General features: G+C 62.5%; 12 protein-coding genes. 3 read left to right on the top strand and 9 right to left on the bottom strand.

Going from position 1 to position 14498, the window contains the following annotated elements; all coding sequences use genetic code 11:
- Window positions 1-40: 40 nt before the first annotated feature.
- A complete protein-coding gene (locus tag EN749_RS16755) occupies window positions 41-559 on the bottom strand; it encodes a ferritin-like domain-containing protein (protein WP_127268257.1) in 519 nt (172 codons plus the stop codon).
- Between the two features lie 418 nt (window positions 560-977).
- Here EN749_RS16755 and EN749_RS16750 point away from each other — a divergent pair, with 418 nt between their 5' ends.
- A complete protein-coding gene (locus EN749_RS16750; RefSeq protein WP_128363565.1) occupies window positions 978-2540 on the top strand; it encodes a GMC family oxidoreductase N-terminal domain-containing protein in 1563 nt (520 codons plus the stop codon).
- A 42-nt stretch (window positions 2541-2582) separates the two neighbouring features.
- Here the strand turns inward: EN749_RS16750 and EN749_RS16745 are convergent, their stop codons facing one another.
- The 8 genes from EN749_RS16745 to EN749_RS16710 form a co-directional block, all read right to left on the bottom strand.
- Entirely contained in the window at window positions 2583-4109 is a 1527-nt protein-coding gene (locus tag EN749_RS16745; RefSeq protein ID WP_127395838.1) for an aldehyde dehydrogenase family protein, read from the bottom strand.
- Window positions 4109-4915: a creatininase family protein gene (locus tag EN749_RS16740; RefSeq protein WP_127271522.1), complete on the bottom strand. Its 807-nt coding sequence runs from the start codon at window positions 4913-4915 to the stop codon at window positions 4109-4111. Before EN749_RS16740 ends, EN749_RS16745 begins: the two co-directional genes overlap by 1 nt.
- A complete protein-coding gene (locus EN749_RS16735) occupies window positions 4912-5886 on the bottom strand; it encodes an ABC transporter permease (protein ID WP_023809451.1) in 975 nt (324 codons plus the stop codon). Before EN749_RS16735 ends, EN749_RS16740 begins: the two co-directional genes overlap by 4 nt.
- A gap of 10 nt (window positions 5887-5896) precedes the next feature.
- A complete protein-coding gene (locus EN749_RS16730; RefSeq protein WP_127271524.1) occupies window positions 5897-6919 on the bottom strand; it encodes a Gfo/Idh/MocA family oxidoreductase in 1023 nt (340 codons plus the stop codon).
- 10 nt (window positions 6920-6929) lie between these two features.
- Window positions 6930-9473, bottom strand: a complete 2544-nt coding sequence (locus EN749_RS16725; RefSeq protein ID WP_128363564.1) for an ATP-binding cassette domain-containing protein — start codon at window positions 9471-9473, stop codon at window positions 6930-6932.
- A 115-nt stretch (window positions 9474-9588) separates the two neighbouring features.
- Entirely contained in the window at window positions 9589-10608 is a 1020-nt protein-coding gene (locus EN749_RS16720; RefSeq protein WP_013530435.1) for a sugar ABC transporter substrate-binding protein, read from the bottom strand.
- Window positions 10609-10766: 158 nt separating this feature from the next.
- Window positions 10767-11705, bottom strand: coding sequence for a threonine/serine dehydratase (locus tag EN749_RS16715; protein WP_128363563.1), 939 nt, complete (start codon window positions 11703-11705; stop codon window positions 10767-10769).
- Window positions 11695-12798, bottom strand: a complete 1104-nt coding sequence (locus EN749_RS16710; protein ID WP_245486661.1) for a succinylglutamate desuccinylase/aspartoacylase family protein — start codon at window positions 12796-12798, stop codon at window positions 11695-11697. Before EN749_RS16710 ends, EN749_RS16715 begins: the two co-directional genes overlap by 11 nt.
- A 40-nt stretch (window positions 12799-12838) precedes the next feature.
- On the opposite strand from EN749_RS16710, the gene EN749_RS16705 reads away from it, so the two are divergent.
- Window positions 12839-13678 (top strand): IclR family transcriptional regulator, encoded by an 840-nt coding sequence (locus EN749_RS16705; RefSeq protein ID WP_164749416.1) that lies wholly within the window; start codon window positions 12839-12841, stop codon window positions 13676-13678.
- A gap of 129 nt (window positions 13679-13807) precedes the next feature.
- Window positions 13808-14498 (top strand): GntR family transcriptional regulator (locus EN749_RS16700; protein ID WP_145990928.1); only part of this gene is annotated, 691 nt, incomplete at its 3' end.

Below are 14498 nucleotides of genomic sequence, written 5' to 3'. Positions count from 1 at the left end.
AAGTCGCCCGGCGGCCTGGCGCCGGCGCGACGACGCCCAGTCAGGCAGCTTGCTGCAGGGCGCGCTCATTGACACCGCCTTCGCCCAGCCCGGAAAGCGCTTCGTCCGTCGCGACCTCCTCTTTCAATGTCTCGTTGAGGAGCTTGACCACGTCGCTCTTGCCAAGCTGTTCAGCCCACGCGACCAACGTGCCATAACGCGCGATTTCATAGTGCTCGACGGCCTGTGCCGCGCCGACCAGTCCTGCATCCAGCGCCGGGTCACCCTTGTATTCGTCGAGAATTTCCGACCCTTCCTCAAGAATGCCGTCGATCGCCGGACAGGTCTTGCCGCGGGCCGGTTTGTCCATAAGTTCGAACACTTGCTCGAGCCGATCGACCTGGCCTTCGGTTTCCATGCGATGTTTCTCAAAGGCCGCGGCCACCTCCTCGGATTCGGCGCCCTTTGCCATCTTCGGCAAGGCTTTGAGTATTTTCTTTTCAGCGTAGTAAATGTCCTTCAGCCCATCGAGGAACAAAGCCTCCAGTCCTTTTGTCGTCGCTCTTTTTGCAGTCGCCATGATTTGTCTCCCTTGGATTGTCATGAAAGCTCACCGGCGGTGTAGCCATGGACTAACTTTCCATGGAAGCAGTTGTTCCCTGGGCGCGACTCGGAAGGGGCAGCACGCCAAATACCGCTTTTGTCGAGAGCCGATCGCTTCAAAAGGCAATGGACGATGACGGTGTGAGAATCGCCGGCAGTGACGGAGAGCACCGGGGTTCGTCGCGCCATATGGAGTAGATGGGAGTTCATATACGAAATCATATTTACATATAAAACAAATCATGATGATCTTGCAGTCGTGCAGCGCGGCTAAGGTGGTTGGTTCCGGCGTACAGCGCTGAGCCTGAATGCCAGCAGATGATCGTGCGCAAATGAAATCAACATGATGTCGCGGTCGAGTCAGCCGTGCATTGATCGGATGTAGGGAGTGCGGCATGCCCTTTGATGTCATCGTTATCGGAGCCGGCGCAGCCGGAGCTGTTCTTGCTGCCCGGCTAACCGAAGATGCTGCCACGAACGTGCTTTTGCTGGAAGCGGGGCCGGACTACCGGAGCGGCGAGCAACCTGCCGAGATGGCGAGCCCAAATCCCTTCAACCTGCTTCTTCCCGACCATTTTCAGCAACAATACATGTATCCCGACCTGATGGCTCGTCGCACGAAGCGGCAGGAACACCGGGTCTACTGGCGCGGCAAGGGGCTTGGCGGTTCGACGGCCGTCAATGGGCAGATTGCCATTCGCGGTGTGCTCCATGCATTCGACCGCTGGGAGGAAATCGGATGCAAGGGCTGGTCGGGAGCCGACGTGCTGCCCTTCTTCTGCCGCCTGGAGGATGACCCGATCGCGGCCAATTTTCACGGCAGCGGCGGCCCGATTCCGATCTACCGCGCGCCTGTCGAAAGCTGGGGCAGCGTCGACAAGGCCATGCGCCAAAGCGCGATGGCTCTCGGCCATCCCTGGCATGACGATCTCAATGCTCCGGATGCCGAAGGGGCTTGCACCTATCCCATCAACAGTCGAGCCGGCAAGCGCGTGTCGGTCAATGACGGCTATCTGGAAGCTGCCCGCTACCGGCCGAACCTTACCATCATCGGGCAGGCGACGGTGGACAAGGTGCTTTTCGATGGCAGGAAAGCGATCGGCGTTTTGGCCATCGTGGCCGGGCTAGTTCGCAAATTCGAGGCGCCGCTGGTCATCGTCTCGGCCGGCGCCATCCACTCTCCGGTCATCCTGCAGCGCTCGGGCATCGGTCCTGCGGCTCTCTTGAAACGAAAGGACATCGAGGTGCTTGCCGACCTGCCGGTCGGCGAAGGTTTCTTCGACCATCCTTATTGCCGCATCGAACTGAAGCTGAAGCCGGGATTCAAGGCGACCGATGTCGACGCGCGGCATACCAACTGCTGTGTGCGGACGAGTTCGGGCGTGCCGGGCGCTGAGCGCGACGACATTCTCTACGTCGCCATGAACCATGGCGGCATCGGCGTGGAGTCCGACAGCGCCCAGTTCGGCGAGGCGATGGTCAATCTGATCCTGATGGAGGCCAAGAGCCGCGGCACCGTGCAACTGCGTTCCGCCAACCCTTTCGACCAGCCGCTCGTGGAAGAGAACATGCTGGACGATCCAATGGATCTCCAGCGCATGCGTATCGCCTATCGCCACCTTGGCGAGATTGCCCGGCAGGCGCCGATCCAGGCGATCGCCGAGCGCGTCCTGCTGGGGGATTCCGATCTGCCTTTGTCATGGCTCGAAACGGCAAGCGACGAGGAGGTCGACAATTTCCTGCTGGCGCAGTCTTCCGATGCGCAGCATGGGATCGGAGGCTGTTGCATGGGAAGGCCCGGCGAGGCCGTGGTCGATCCGGAATGCCGGGTCTACGGTTTGGAAGGACTGCGGGTTATCGATGCGTCGATCATGCCGCTCGATTGCCAGGCAAACACCAATCTCACCTCGATCATGATTGGCGAGAAAATGGCCGACAGCCTGCGCCGGTCCACCTGACAGCTCGAGGGCAAGCCCGCGCACAAGGCGCGGGCCTTGGAGTCAGCGGGTGATATCCACGGTAATCGTCTTCAGGTCGCACATTTCCATCAGCGTGTGCCGACCCCCGGTGCGGCCGAGGCCGCTCTGCGTCCCGGCGGCGCCGCCGGCAGGAATATGCGGCTCCCAATAACAGCTCATCTCGTTGATGTTGACGATGCCGACCTTCAGGCTTTCAGCAAAGGCAAAGGCGTTCTTGATGGTGCTGGTGAAGACCGCGGCCGACAGGCCGTAGGGGCTGGACGCCGCAAGTTCCATCGCCTCCTCATCGGTCTCGAAGATCAGCACGGGTGCGATCGGCCCGAAGGATTCCTCGACATTGAGCAGGCTTTCCCGGGTCAGTCCTGTGACGATCGACGGCTCGAAATAGAGATTGGTGGCAAAACCCGACGCCACATTGCCGCCGGTGACGATCTCGGCGCCACGCGCGCGGGCGTCCGCGATGTGGCTGAGTACCTTGTCGACGGCCACCGCATTGTTGATCGGACCCATCGTCGTCGCGGGATCGAAAGGGTCGCCCATTTTCACCTGCGCGGCCGCTTTCACGAGACCTTCTATGAAACGGTCATGGACGGATTTATGCACCAGCACGCGTTCGGTGGCCGTGCAGATCTGCCCGGCATTGGCAAAGCAGCCGGCCCCGACCTGGGCGGCGGCCATGTCGATATCGGCATCGGCCAGCACGATGGTCGGACCGTTGCCGCCCATTTCGAGCAGAAGCGGCTTGCCCGCTCCACGCCGGGCGATCGTCGCGCCTGTGACAGAACTGCCGGTGAAGCCGATGGCATGGGTGCCCGGATGAACGACCGCCTCGTCGCCCACCTCCGCACCGTCACCCAGAACGAGATTGATGGCGCCGTCCGGCAGGCCCGCCTCGATGAAGCATTCGACAAGTGCCGTGGCAATCAGCGACGTCGTCGGCGCCGGCACCCAGACGACGGTGTTGCCCGTTGCGATGGCCGGTCCGAGATAATAGAGGCAGGGCAGGGCGAGCGGGAAATTCCAAGGTGTGATGATGGCAAAGACACCCTTCGGCTGCAGGAAGCTGAAGGCGCGCTTGTTGGCATCAGCAAGCGGAAACGCCGCCGTCTCCAGCCACTTCATCTGCTCTGCCGCATTGCGGAAACCGAGAGCTGCCGCCGATGCTTCGGCCTTTGCCTCGCTGTGGAAGGGTTTACCCTGTTCCAGGCAGAGCAGGCGCGCGAGTTCCTCGGCGCGCCTGTCGATCGCGTCGGCGATGCGCATGCACAGTTGAGCGCGTGCGAAGGTTCCCATCTTGCGCATGGCCTCGCGTGCGCCTTCGGCGGCTTTCACCGCGCGGCCGACATCGGCGCGGGTGGAAAGTGAGAGATAGCCGAGGTGCTCGCCCGTCGACGGACTGTCGATTTTCAGGAACTTGCCGGAGCTGCCGGCAATCCACTCGCCGCCGATACGGTTGATGCCGATGCGGGCGGCTGCTTCCGGCTCCGAGACGATCGCCATGCCGCGCAGGTTGGGGCCTTCGAGAGAAGATTTGAAATGGACTGTCATCATGCGTTCCTTTGGCCGAATTCGGATTGGATGTTCAAAATGGCGGCGCGGCTGCGTTCCACGGCTGCGATGAAAAGTCTGCTGCCGGCCTCCGCGCCCGCCTGCGACGGCGTACCGATGACGCCGTTGCCGCGGATGGCTTCGAAACGGCGCCAGACGGTGACGGCCGGCGCGGCGTAAAGGTGAGGATCCGGCCAGGATGGCGGGGTGCCGCCCGGCGGGATGAGATCGCGGCGAACGCTGTCGCCAAGCACATGCATCATCAACGAGGTTTCAAGCGCGCAAGCGTGACCGGTGCCTGTAGCGGCATCGGGCAGGGCCTCCGCCGCCACGTCGGCGATGAGATCGAAATACGAGAAACCCGCGGTGACGATGCCACGCTGGCCAAGGGTGGTGATCGCCACCTGGATCGCGGCGCGGTTTCCGCCATGGCCGTTCAGCATGACCGGCAGGAAGCCGTCTTCGGCAAGGCAGGTGCAGAGATCGACGAGAACGGCGATGAAGGTCTGCGGGCTGAGGCTCATGGTGCCGGAGAAGGAGCGATGATGCTCGGACGAGCCATAGGCGAAAGGTTCGGCGACACGCATGGAGGCCTGTCCTTCCGCCGCGGCGAGCGCAACCGCTTCCGCAAGCCAGCAATCGACGCCGAGCGGCAGATGGGGGCCATGTTGCTCGACAGCGCCGAGCGGCAGAATGACGACGGGTTTATGCACGCCGGCTGTCGCGTGTCTTTCCGTATCCGGCGAGGTCATCAGCGCAAAGCTGGACCCAGGCGGGATCGGCAATGCCGGAACTGGCTCGCTCATCGTGCTGCCTCGACAAGCCGGGCCTTGGCGTAGGTCATGCCGGAATCGGCCAGGAGAGCGACCATGATGATTGCCCCCTTGTAGAGTTCGAGGCTGGACGGGTCCGTGCCGAACACCCGAAGCGCCGTCGTCAGCAGGCTGACGATCAGGGCGCCGACGACCGCGCCCCACACCGTTCCCCGTCCGCCGAAGATACTGGTGCCGCCGAGCACGGCAGCGGCGATCGCGTCCAGAAGCAGCGAGGTACCACCGATATTGGGCGTCACGACAGGCACCCGGCTGATCATGATCACAGCCGTCAGGAAGACGAAGATACTGGAGGCGCAATAGACGAGGATCGTGTGTTTCGTCACCGGGATGCCGGCAAGTTCCGCGGCCCCGGCATCCGACCCGAGCGCATAGGTACGCAGCCCGAAACGGCTGTGCCGCATCAGGATTGCTGCTACGGCGACGATCAGCAGTGTTGCGAAGATGACATTGGGAATGCCGAAGCTGCGCTCGATGCCGACCGCGCGAAGCGTCGGATCCTTCAGCATCAGGACGCCTTTGGAGGCAACCGCAAGCGTTGCGCCCTGCAGCGCGACCATTGTGGCCAGTGTCGTCACGAAGGGCGGTATCTTCAACAATGCGATAACGGCGCCGTTCGCGAGGCCGATCACCACCATCACGGCAAAGCCGACGAGCAGGGCAAGCGGCAGGCCGGCGCCGCCGTCGATCAGGCTGGCGATGAAGACGGCGCAGAAGGCGACGCCGACGCCGGCGGACAGGTCGATGCCCGCCGTCAGCAGAACGATCAGAGCCCCAAGCGCCAGGATGGCGATCGGGGTCGCCTGGGCGACGATGTTGATGAGGCTGGCGGTTGAAACGATGCGGGCGTCGATGAGCGCGAAGATCGCCAGCAGGATGACCAGCAGGATCAACGGCGAGAGGTCGAGAAAGCGCCTGCACCAGATGTTCTGTTGGCGGGTCATGAGGATCCTCTCATCGGATGTGCCAATCTTCGACCGGTTCGCGCAGGCCTGATTTGACGCTGCGCAGGATGGCATCATTGACGGCGACGGCGCGCAGGGCGTCGCCGACCGGCATCACGAAAGGGGTGTCGTCGCGAACCGCCGAAATGAAATGGTGGACCTCCTCGAAGAGATCCCCGGTGATACGGCCATTGACGGTCGGCCAGTGCAGGGCGTCGGGTTGCGACCACTGTCCACGCGACAGGATGCGTAGACCGTGGTCGCGCACGTCGAGGTCGATCATGCCTTCCGTGCCGATGATTTCCGTGCGTGCCCAGATGCCGGTCGGAACGGTCGGTGGCAGCGTCCAGCCGAAATAGAGCTGTCCGCTCATTCCGTTCGACAGCTCGACGGTGGAGAAGATCGCGTCTTCGGAGCGAACCCCGAGCGAAGGCATGAGCTTGGCGACGGGCCGAGAGTAGACGGCGATGATGTCCGAACCTGAGATCCATTGCAGCGCATCGACGTCGTGCACGCCGAGGTAGAAGCAGACGCTCGAGTTTCCGTTCATGCGAAGACCGACTTCGCGATTGGTGAAACGGCCGCTGCTGCCGTGGATCGGCTCGCCGATCCGCCCGGATTTCACCGCTGCCGCGGCCTCGCAATAGCGCGGGTCGAACCGCAGGATGTGGCCGACCAACAGGCGCGCGCCGTTTCTCTCCGCCGCTCTGGCAATCGCCTTGGCAGCGGAAAGATCGTGAGCCATCGGTTTTTCGAGCAGCACCGGCTTGCCGGCATCGAGCAGCGTGCGGCAGACGTCTTCATGCAGCGTGTCGGGTGCCGCCACGATATAGGCGTCGGCGGCATTGGCGGCCAGCGCGGTGGCGGCATCGCGGAAATGCCGGGCACCGAAATCCGACGCGGCCTTGCTCCCCGTGGCAGCATTCGGATCAACGAATGCCGACAGTTCCGCGACAGGGCTCGCGGCAACCACCTGCGCATGCAGGAGACCCATGTAGCCGGCACCGACGATGGCGATCTTCAGCTTGCTCAAAGGGTTCTCCTTACAGGCATGGTGCAAGGTTGGATGCTGGCCGGGGTGCGCAGGCTGGTGGCGTGATCGTGCGATCACCGAAGGCCAGCGTCATCACGTCTTCTTCCGTCGCCCCACGAGCCAGCGTGCCGACAGAGTGGCCTTCGCGCATGACGACGATGCGGTCGGCAACGCCGAGAACCTCGGGCAACTCGCTCGACACCATGAGGATCGCCGCGCCCTCGGCCTTCAATCTTGCGATCAGGTGATGGAGTTCGGACTTCGCGCCGACGTCGACGCCCCGTGTCGGCTCGTCGAGCAGGATGATCTTCGGTTTGGTGGCAAGCCATTTGCCGATGACGACCTTCTGCTGATTGCCGCCCGAAAGCTCGATGGTCATTTTGTCGGGCTGGGCCGGCCGCACGCCGAGTGAGCCGATGAGATCGCGGGCGAGTGCCAGGATGCGGCGAGGTCTCAGCAGGCCGAAGTGACTGTTGTCGCGAATCCAGGCGAGGGACAGGTTGTCCCTGATCGACATCGTGCCGACGAATCCTTCCAGGTGCCGGTCTTCGGGTATGTAGACGATGCCGGCGCGATTGGCGGCCTTGGTGTCGCCGCCGGTCTGCTGCCCGCCGAAAATTCTGAGCGTGCCGCCATGCATGGTCTCGAGGCCGGCAATCAGCCTGAGCACCTCGGAGCGGCCGCTTCCCATCAGGCCGGCGAGCGCGACGATTTCGCCCCTGCACACGCTGAGCGTGGCCGACTTCAAGAGCTTGCCATCGGAGATGTTGCTGATTTCGATCGCGGTTTCGCCGACTTGCGCTTCGAGATAGGGGAAGATGTCGCCGACATCGCGCCCGACCATCATCGAGACGATCTCGGCCTCGCTGGTCTGGCGGGTCTGGCGCTCGCCGATGAAGCGCCCGTCACGCAGAACGGCGACGCGGTCGCACTGGCTGAAGATCTCTTCCATCTTGTGGGAGATGTAGAGGATGCCGGCGCCGCGAGCTCTCAGCCTGTCGATCAGGTCATAGAGCTGGTCGCGCTCGCGGTTGGAGAGCGCGCTGGTCGGCTCGTCCATGATGAAGAACCAGGCATCGGACAGAACGGCACGGGCAATTTCCACCATCTGCCGGTGCCCGACGGAAAGTGTTCGCAGCTCCGCGCCAATGTCGATATCGAGCGACAGCTCGTCCATGATGGATTTTGCATCTCGCCGCATCCGAGCCCGGTCGAGAAATCCCAGGCGGGTATGCGGTTCGCGGCCGATGAAGAGATTCTCGGCCACCGTCAGGTCCGGCGAAAGGCTGAAATGCTGATGGATGACGCTGATGCCCTTGGCGTCGCTGGGGGAGTGGAACTGGACGGCGTTGCCGTCGATGATGATCTCACCCTCGTCCGGGCGATGCAGACCGGAAATGCACTTCACCAGCGTCGATTTCCCGGCCCCGTTCTCGCCGGCAAGTCCCACCACCTCACCGGCCGAGACGGCAAAGCTGACACCATCGAGTGCCTTGACGCCCGGAAAAGACTTGCCAAGCCCGCGCAAGGCGATGCTGTGTTTGCCGACCGGTGTTGCGGCGATGTTGCGGGGCGACGGGGTGGACTTGCGGCCACCGGTCTTGAACAGGGCGGCGACACTCTCCGGCTGGCTGGTAAGAACGGCCACCAGAATGAGGCTCGCGGTCACGAAATAGTTCAGGATCTGCGGCACCTGCAGGAAGGACAGGCCGGTGTTGATGACGCCCAGCAGCAGCGCCCCGATCGCCGTTCCCCAGATGGAGCCCTGGCCGCCGGACAGTTTCGTGCCGCCGATGATCGCGGCTGTAATGGCTGTAAATTCGAGCCCGGTGCCGGCAAGCGGCTGTGCCGAACCGAGACGACCGATGGTGAGTATCGCGCCGAGCCCGGCCGTCGCACCGGCAATCAGGTAGACGGAGATGCGCACGAGGTCGACGGGAACCAGTGAGGACCGCGCCGCGCCCGCATTGCCGCCGACCGCATAGATCCAGCGTCCGTAGACCGTACGATTGAGCACGAACCACCAGAGGCCCAGGCAGATGGCGGCGATGATGACGGAGACCGGCAGGAGGCCGATCGTCTCGCGTCCCGCGAAAAGCAGGACCAGATCGGCGACCGCGATGCTGGATGCGCCGGAGAGGCTGAGCGCCAGGCCGCGCGCAAACGCCATGGTGGCGAGCGTTGCGATGAATGGGGAGATGCCGGCAAAGCCGATCAACGTTCCATTGAGCAGACCGATTGCGGCACCGCCACCGATCGCGGCGAGAAGGCTCAAGCTCGCCGAGCCGGTTGCCGTGTAGGCAAGACCCGCGGCGATGCCGGAACAGGCAAGATTGCTGCCGACGGAAATATCAATGCCGCGCGCGATGATCACGGCCGTCATGGCAAAAGAGATGAGGGCGATGACCGCACTCTGCTGCGCGATGCTGACAAGATTGCCGGTCGACAGAAAACGCGGATCGATCCAGCCGAAGACGGCGATGGCGACCAGCAGCACCGCGATGAGAACCGGTTCGTTGCGCCGCAGTAACGGAGAGGTCCAGGACTGGAACATGGGTCGGTCCTCTTATCGAGCATCATGCGCGGTCACCACGGAGCGGCGACGGCGATCGTCAGGAAAAGGGGACGCCGGATGATACGTCATCCGGCGCTTGAGCCGCTCTAGGCTGTTACTTTGCCAGGGTCATGGCGGTCGCCGGAACCTTGGGACCGAGTTGCTCGGTATAGTTCTTGGCTTCCACCGCCTCTTTGTCGGTGTTGATGTATTCGAAGGTGAGGCCATCCGCCTTGAGCTTCGCGGCCGTCGCATCCGAGGTCACGAAATAGGTCGGCATGTAGAGATCCTGCGGCAGCTTTTCGCCGTTGGCCAGACGAGCGGCAACGGCGATGTTCCAGTAGCCGACACGATAGGCGCCGGTCAGCACGTCCATCACCATCTTGCCGTCGTCGATCAGCGGCTTCATCTCGGCGTCGCCGTCATAGCCGCCGTAGAGCAACTGAGTTCCCATCGAGCTGGCAACGGAATCGGCGGCCAGGCAAAGGCTGTCGGAGATGCAGCCGATGGCCTTCAGATCCGGATAGGTGGTGAGCCAGGTCTGGGCGGCATTGGTTGCCTTGGCTGCGTCCCAGCCGGTCGGCTCGATGCCGACAACCTTGATGTCCGGAAACTCCTTTTTCAGGGTTTCGACAAAGCCTTTTTCGCGCGTGTCGGACACGAAGTTGCCACGCGAACCGACGAGCAGGGCGACTTCGCCCTTGCCGCCAAGCGACTTGCCGAGCGCGCGGGCAACCATCGACATGTTGTCGTAGTCCGGATAGAGCGTCGAGTAGTTCGAGCCGGCCTCGACCTTGTTGCCCATGGTGATCACCGGAATGCCGGCGGCGGTGGCTTTCTGGATGACCGGAATGACCGCGTTCTTGTCGATCGGATCGATCAGGATCGCGCTGACGCCTTGATTGATGAAATTCTCGATGATGCTGACCTGTTTTTCCAGACTGCCCTCGGCGCTCTGCCAAGTGGATTTCACCCCATAGTCGGCGGCAGCCACGTCGCCCGCTTCCTTCATGCGGACGAAGAAGGAGTTCTGCAGGTCGATTGCCGCAAGCCCCAAAACCTTTTCCGCGGCAAGCGAGGGCGTCGCGATGGCGAGTGCGAGCAGAGCAATGGATGCTTTCAGGGAAATGCGCATGTTTCAGTTCTCCTCTTGTTGCGACAGGACGATTCTTCGCCTCTTTTTCATGTCCCGCACGACGACCGTCCCAGTGACAGGCATTCCGGCGGTATTTCGCGGCACTCGTGCCGTATTCATGTCAGGGCCGCGTCTGCGTGGACCGGCCTTGCTCAACCTCAGCCATTCAGGCCCTCGACACCGGCGCCACAGACAAGCCCGGCGATGCGGGCGCCGCGCGGTGGCTTGAAAGCGCCGCTCATCAAGGCGGCCAGCGATGCCGCGCCGCTGAGGTCGGCGGCGATGCCGAATTCGAACCAGAGCAATTCAGCGGCCTTCTGCATGTCCGCATCCTCGACAAGGACAATGTCGTCGACGTGCTTGGCGACGATCTCGTAGATGCTTTCGTCCGTGCGGCCGCAGGCCATGGTCGCCACCTTCGTCGTTATCTCGGGCAAGCGAACCACACGGCCGGCAGCCAGGGAGGCGTGAAGGGTCGGTGAACCGGTCGGCTCGACACCGATGATCCTGGCTTCGGGTTTGACGTGCTTCAGGACTTCGGACATGCCGCTGATGAGCCCGCCACCGCCGATCGCGACGATGTAGATGTCGGCATCGGGAATTTGATCGACCATCTCCAGCGCCACGGTTCCCTGACCGGACACGATCTGCGCATCGGCGAAGGGATGCATGTAGAAGGCGGCGCTCGCCTTTGCCTCGGCCAATGCCGCCTCATGCGCTTCATCCCAGACATTGCCTTCGAAGCGAACGTCAGCCCCACATTTGCGCAGCTTTTCCGCCTTCAGCGGGCTTGCATTGTTCGGCAGGTAGATGGTGGCGGGAACGCCGGCCCGGGCAGCCACATAGGCGGTGGCCAGGCCGTGATTGCCACCGGATGCGGCGATCAGTCCGTTTTCGATCCGGCTTGGCTCGAGCGTTTTAACCCGGTTCGTGGCGCCCCGAATCTTGAAGGAGCCGCTCACCTGGAGGCATTCCAGTTTCAAATAGACATCATTTTGAAGGTTTGCGCCCGTGGCATGGTCGAGCTTGACGACCGGGGTTCGCCGTATGAAGGGGGCAATGCGCCGGGCAGCCGCCATGATGTCCTCATGGCTCATCGGTCAGTGCCTCCGGATATTCGTTGGCAAGCACGAAGCAGCAATTCCCCGGACGCACGCGGCCGGGCTGACGCTTGGCGAAAACGATGCCGTCGATGGGGTGAAGGAGATCGATGGGCGCGCGTGACGGCGTGTGGAGGAAGTGAATGCGTCCGGCAAGGTCGCCTTTGCTGACGGCACTGCCGAGCGGGCTCAAGGGTTCGAAGACACCGTCCTCCTCGGAAAGCAGATAGCCTTCGCTTCCGGGAACCTTGAGCACGCGCGCGTTGGCGCCAGGGGCGATGTCAGGCGCGCCATTCAGAACGCCTGCATGTTTCAGCACATTGCGGATGCCCCTACGGCAGATGGCCAGCGCATCCGGACTGACAAGGCCGCCGCCGGCCATCTCACTGCCGATGACGATCAGCCCCTGGTGGTTGGCGGACGCGGTCGAGGTCCGGGTTTCACCGAGATTGTCGACCATGACAACGGTCGGCGCCCCGAAGGCGAGCGTCGCCTTGATGTTCTTGCGATGCCCTTGCGCGGTCGGGGAGGGCTCGATGATCGCGCTCGGCAGGATCATCAGGGACGAACCGCCGGAATGGAGATCCAGGAAGTAGTCGGCCATCGGAAACAGGACGTCATGCACGTAAGCCGCGATCTGGCTTGTCAGCGTGCCGTTGAAATCGCCCGGGAAACTGCGGTTGAAATTCAACCCGTCGACCGGGGAGGTGCGGGTGCCGGCCTCGACGGCCCGAATGTTGATGGCCGGAATCGCAATGATGCGTCCGGCAATATCCCGTGGATCGATCTCGCGCAGAAGCTCGCCGAGCGCGATCGGCCCCTCATATTCGTCGCCGTGGTTGCCACCCTCGATCAGGACCGTCGGACCGTCACCGTTCTTGATGACGGCGAGCGGAACGCGGACCGTGCCCCAGGCATCGTCGTGCGGCGATTGAGGCACATGGAAGAAACCGATCTGCTTGCCCTCGCGATCGAAATCGACCGACGTGTAAACACTGTTGTTCCGGGGAATGATGGTTGCGCGCACAGTGTTTGCAGGTCTCTGGACGGTCATCGGGTCGGCCTCGAAATTCATTGTCCCCGTCATCATGTCAGTTTTATATATGGTGTCAAGTTTGGATATAAAACCAATGGCAATTCCGATTTCTTGTCTCTATCGTGCGGGACCACCGGGGATTCTTCGAATGGCAGATGATGCAAAAGAGAGTGGCAAACCGACCTATTCGGCCCCGGCGCTGACCAAGGGTCTGGATGTCCTGGAACTGCTGGCGGAGGCGCGGGCGCCCTTGACGATGAAGGAGATCGCGGAAGGCCTCGGCCGTTCGAAGAATGAGATTTTCCGGATGCTGATCGCGCTGCAGGAGCGTCAATATATCGAGCGCAACGCCGAGACCGACGCCTATTCGTTGACCGACAAGCTTTTCAAGCTGGGGCTGCACACGCCGAGCGCTCAGGATCTCATGTCCGCCGCCATGCCCGAGCTGACGCAGATTGCCGGGGACTCAAATCAGTCGCCGCACCTGGTCGTCTTCAATCATGGCTTGACCGTCGTGACCGCGGCCGCTCCCGGCGGCGAGGACATGGCGTTCACGCTGCGCCTCGGCTACGGCCGCCTGGCCACCGACGCGACCTCCGGCCATGTGATACTTGCCTTCCAGTCACCAAAGGTCGCAGCGCGGATGATCGATGAATGTGCGGCGCATTCACCGGCGCCGCTGGATCGTGACGCGCTGGAAAAGCAGCTTCGTACCATCCGCGCGGACGGCTACTGGATGCGCGAGAGCCGTGACTTCGTCGGCATCACCGATATCTGCTGTCCGGTCATCGGGCCGGACGGCAGTGCCGTCGCCTCCATCATCGTCGCCTATATCAATCGCCATACGCGTGAAAGCCGCCATGCCTATACTCTGGAGGTCCTGCGGGCTGCCTGCGATCGCATCTCCATGAAGCTGTCACCGAGGGTTCGCTAAGGGATCGTGATGCGCTGAGGGCGCGGCGAAGCACCGTCCGCTGGCCGTTTGCACCGGATTGATAATACCAGTATAGGTCCAGTCAGGAATGTTTTGATCCTGGGTGCTTCTCGCGCGGGAGGAAGGGCAATGACAACCGTGAACCTGATCGGGCTTGTCAGTCGGGAAATGGAAGCGACAGCGTCCGATGTGCCGCTTTACAGACGGTTGAAATCGGCGATCGAGGCGGCGATCCGCTCCAACGCGTTGAAAGCCGGCGCGGTTCTGCCAGGCGAGCGGGTTCTGGCGGAAGCCCTGTCGATCTCGCGAGTCACTGTGAGAAAGGCCCTGGCGCTGCTCGAAGAGGAAGGGCAGCTCAATCGCCGGCACGGTTCCAAAACCGAGATCGGGTCGCGGGTCGAGAAATCGCTTTCGACGCTGACGAGCTTTTCGGAGGACATTCTGGCGCGCGGCCTGAAGCCTGGATGTCTATGGCTTTCCAAGCAGATAAGCCGTCCATCCCCGGCCGAAATGATGGCCCTGGGTATTGCGGGCAATACCAATGTGGTTCGCATGCGTCGTGTGAGGACGGCCGATGGCGCGCCGATCGCCGTCGAGGTCTCGGCCGTGCCGGTTCGCTTCCTTCCTTCGCCCGAGATGGTTCAGGATTCCCTTTATGAAGCGCTTGATGCACGCGGCTTCCTGCCTCAGAGGGCAATCCAGCGCATGCGCTCGCGCGGCGCGTCGCTGGAGGATGCAAAGCACCTTCATTGTGACGCGGGCGCACCGCTGCTGATGACCGAGCGCCGCTGCTTTCTCGCCGACGGACAGATCGTGGAAT

It is taken from the genome of Mesorhizobium sp. M7A.F.Ca.ET.027.02.1.1 (assembly GCF_004022985.1).
Lineage (GTDB): Bacteria > Pseudomonadota > Alphaproteobacteria > Rhizobiales > Rhizobiaceae > Mesorhizobium.
Note: the sequence above shows the minus strand (reverse complement) of the source record. Positions and strands in the feature narration are given on the sequence as shown.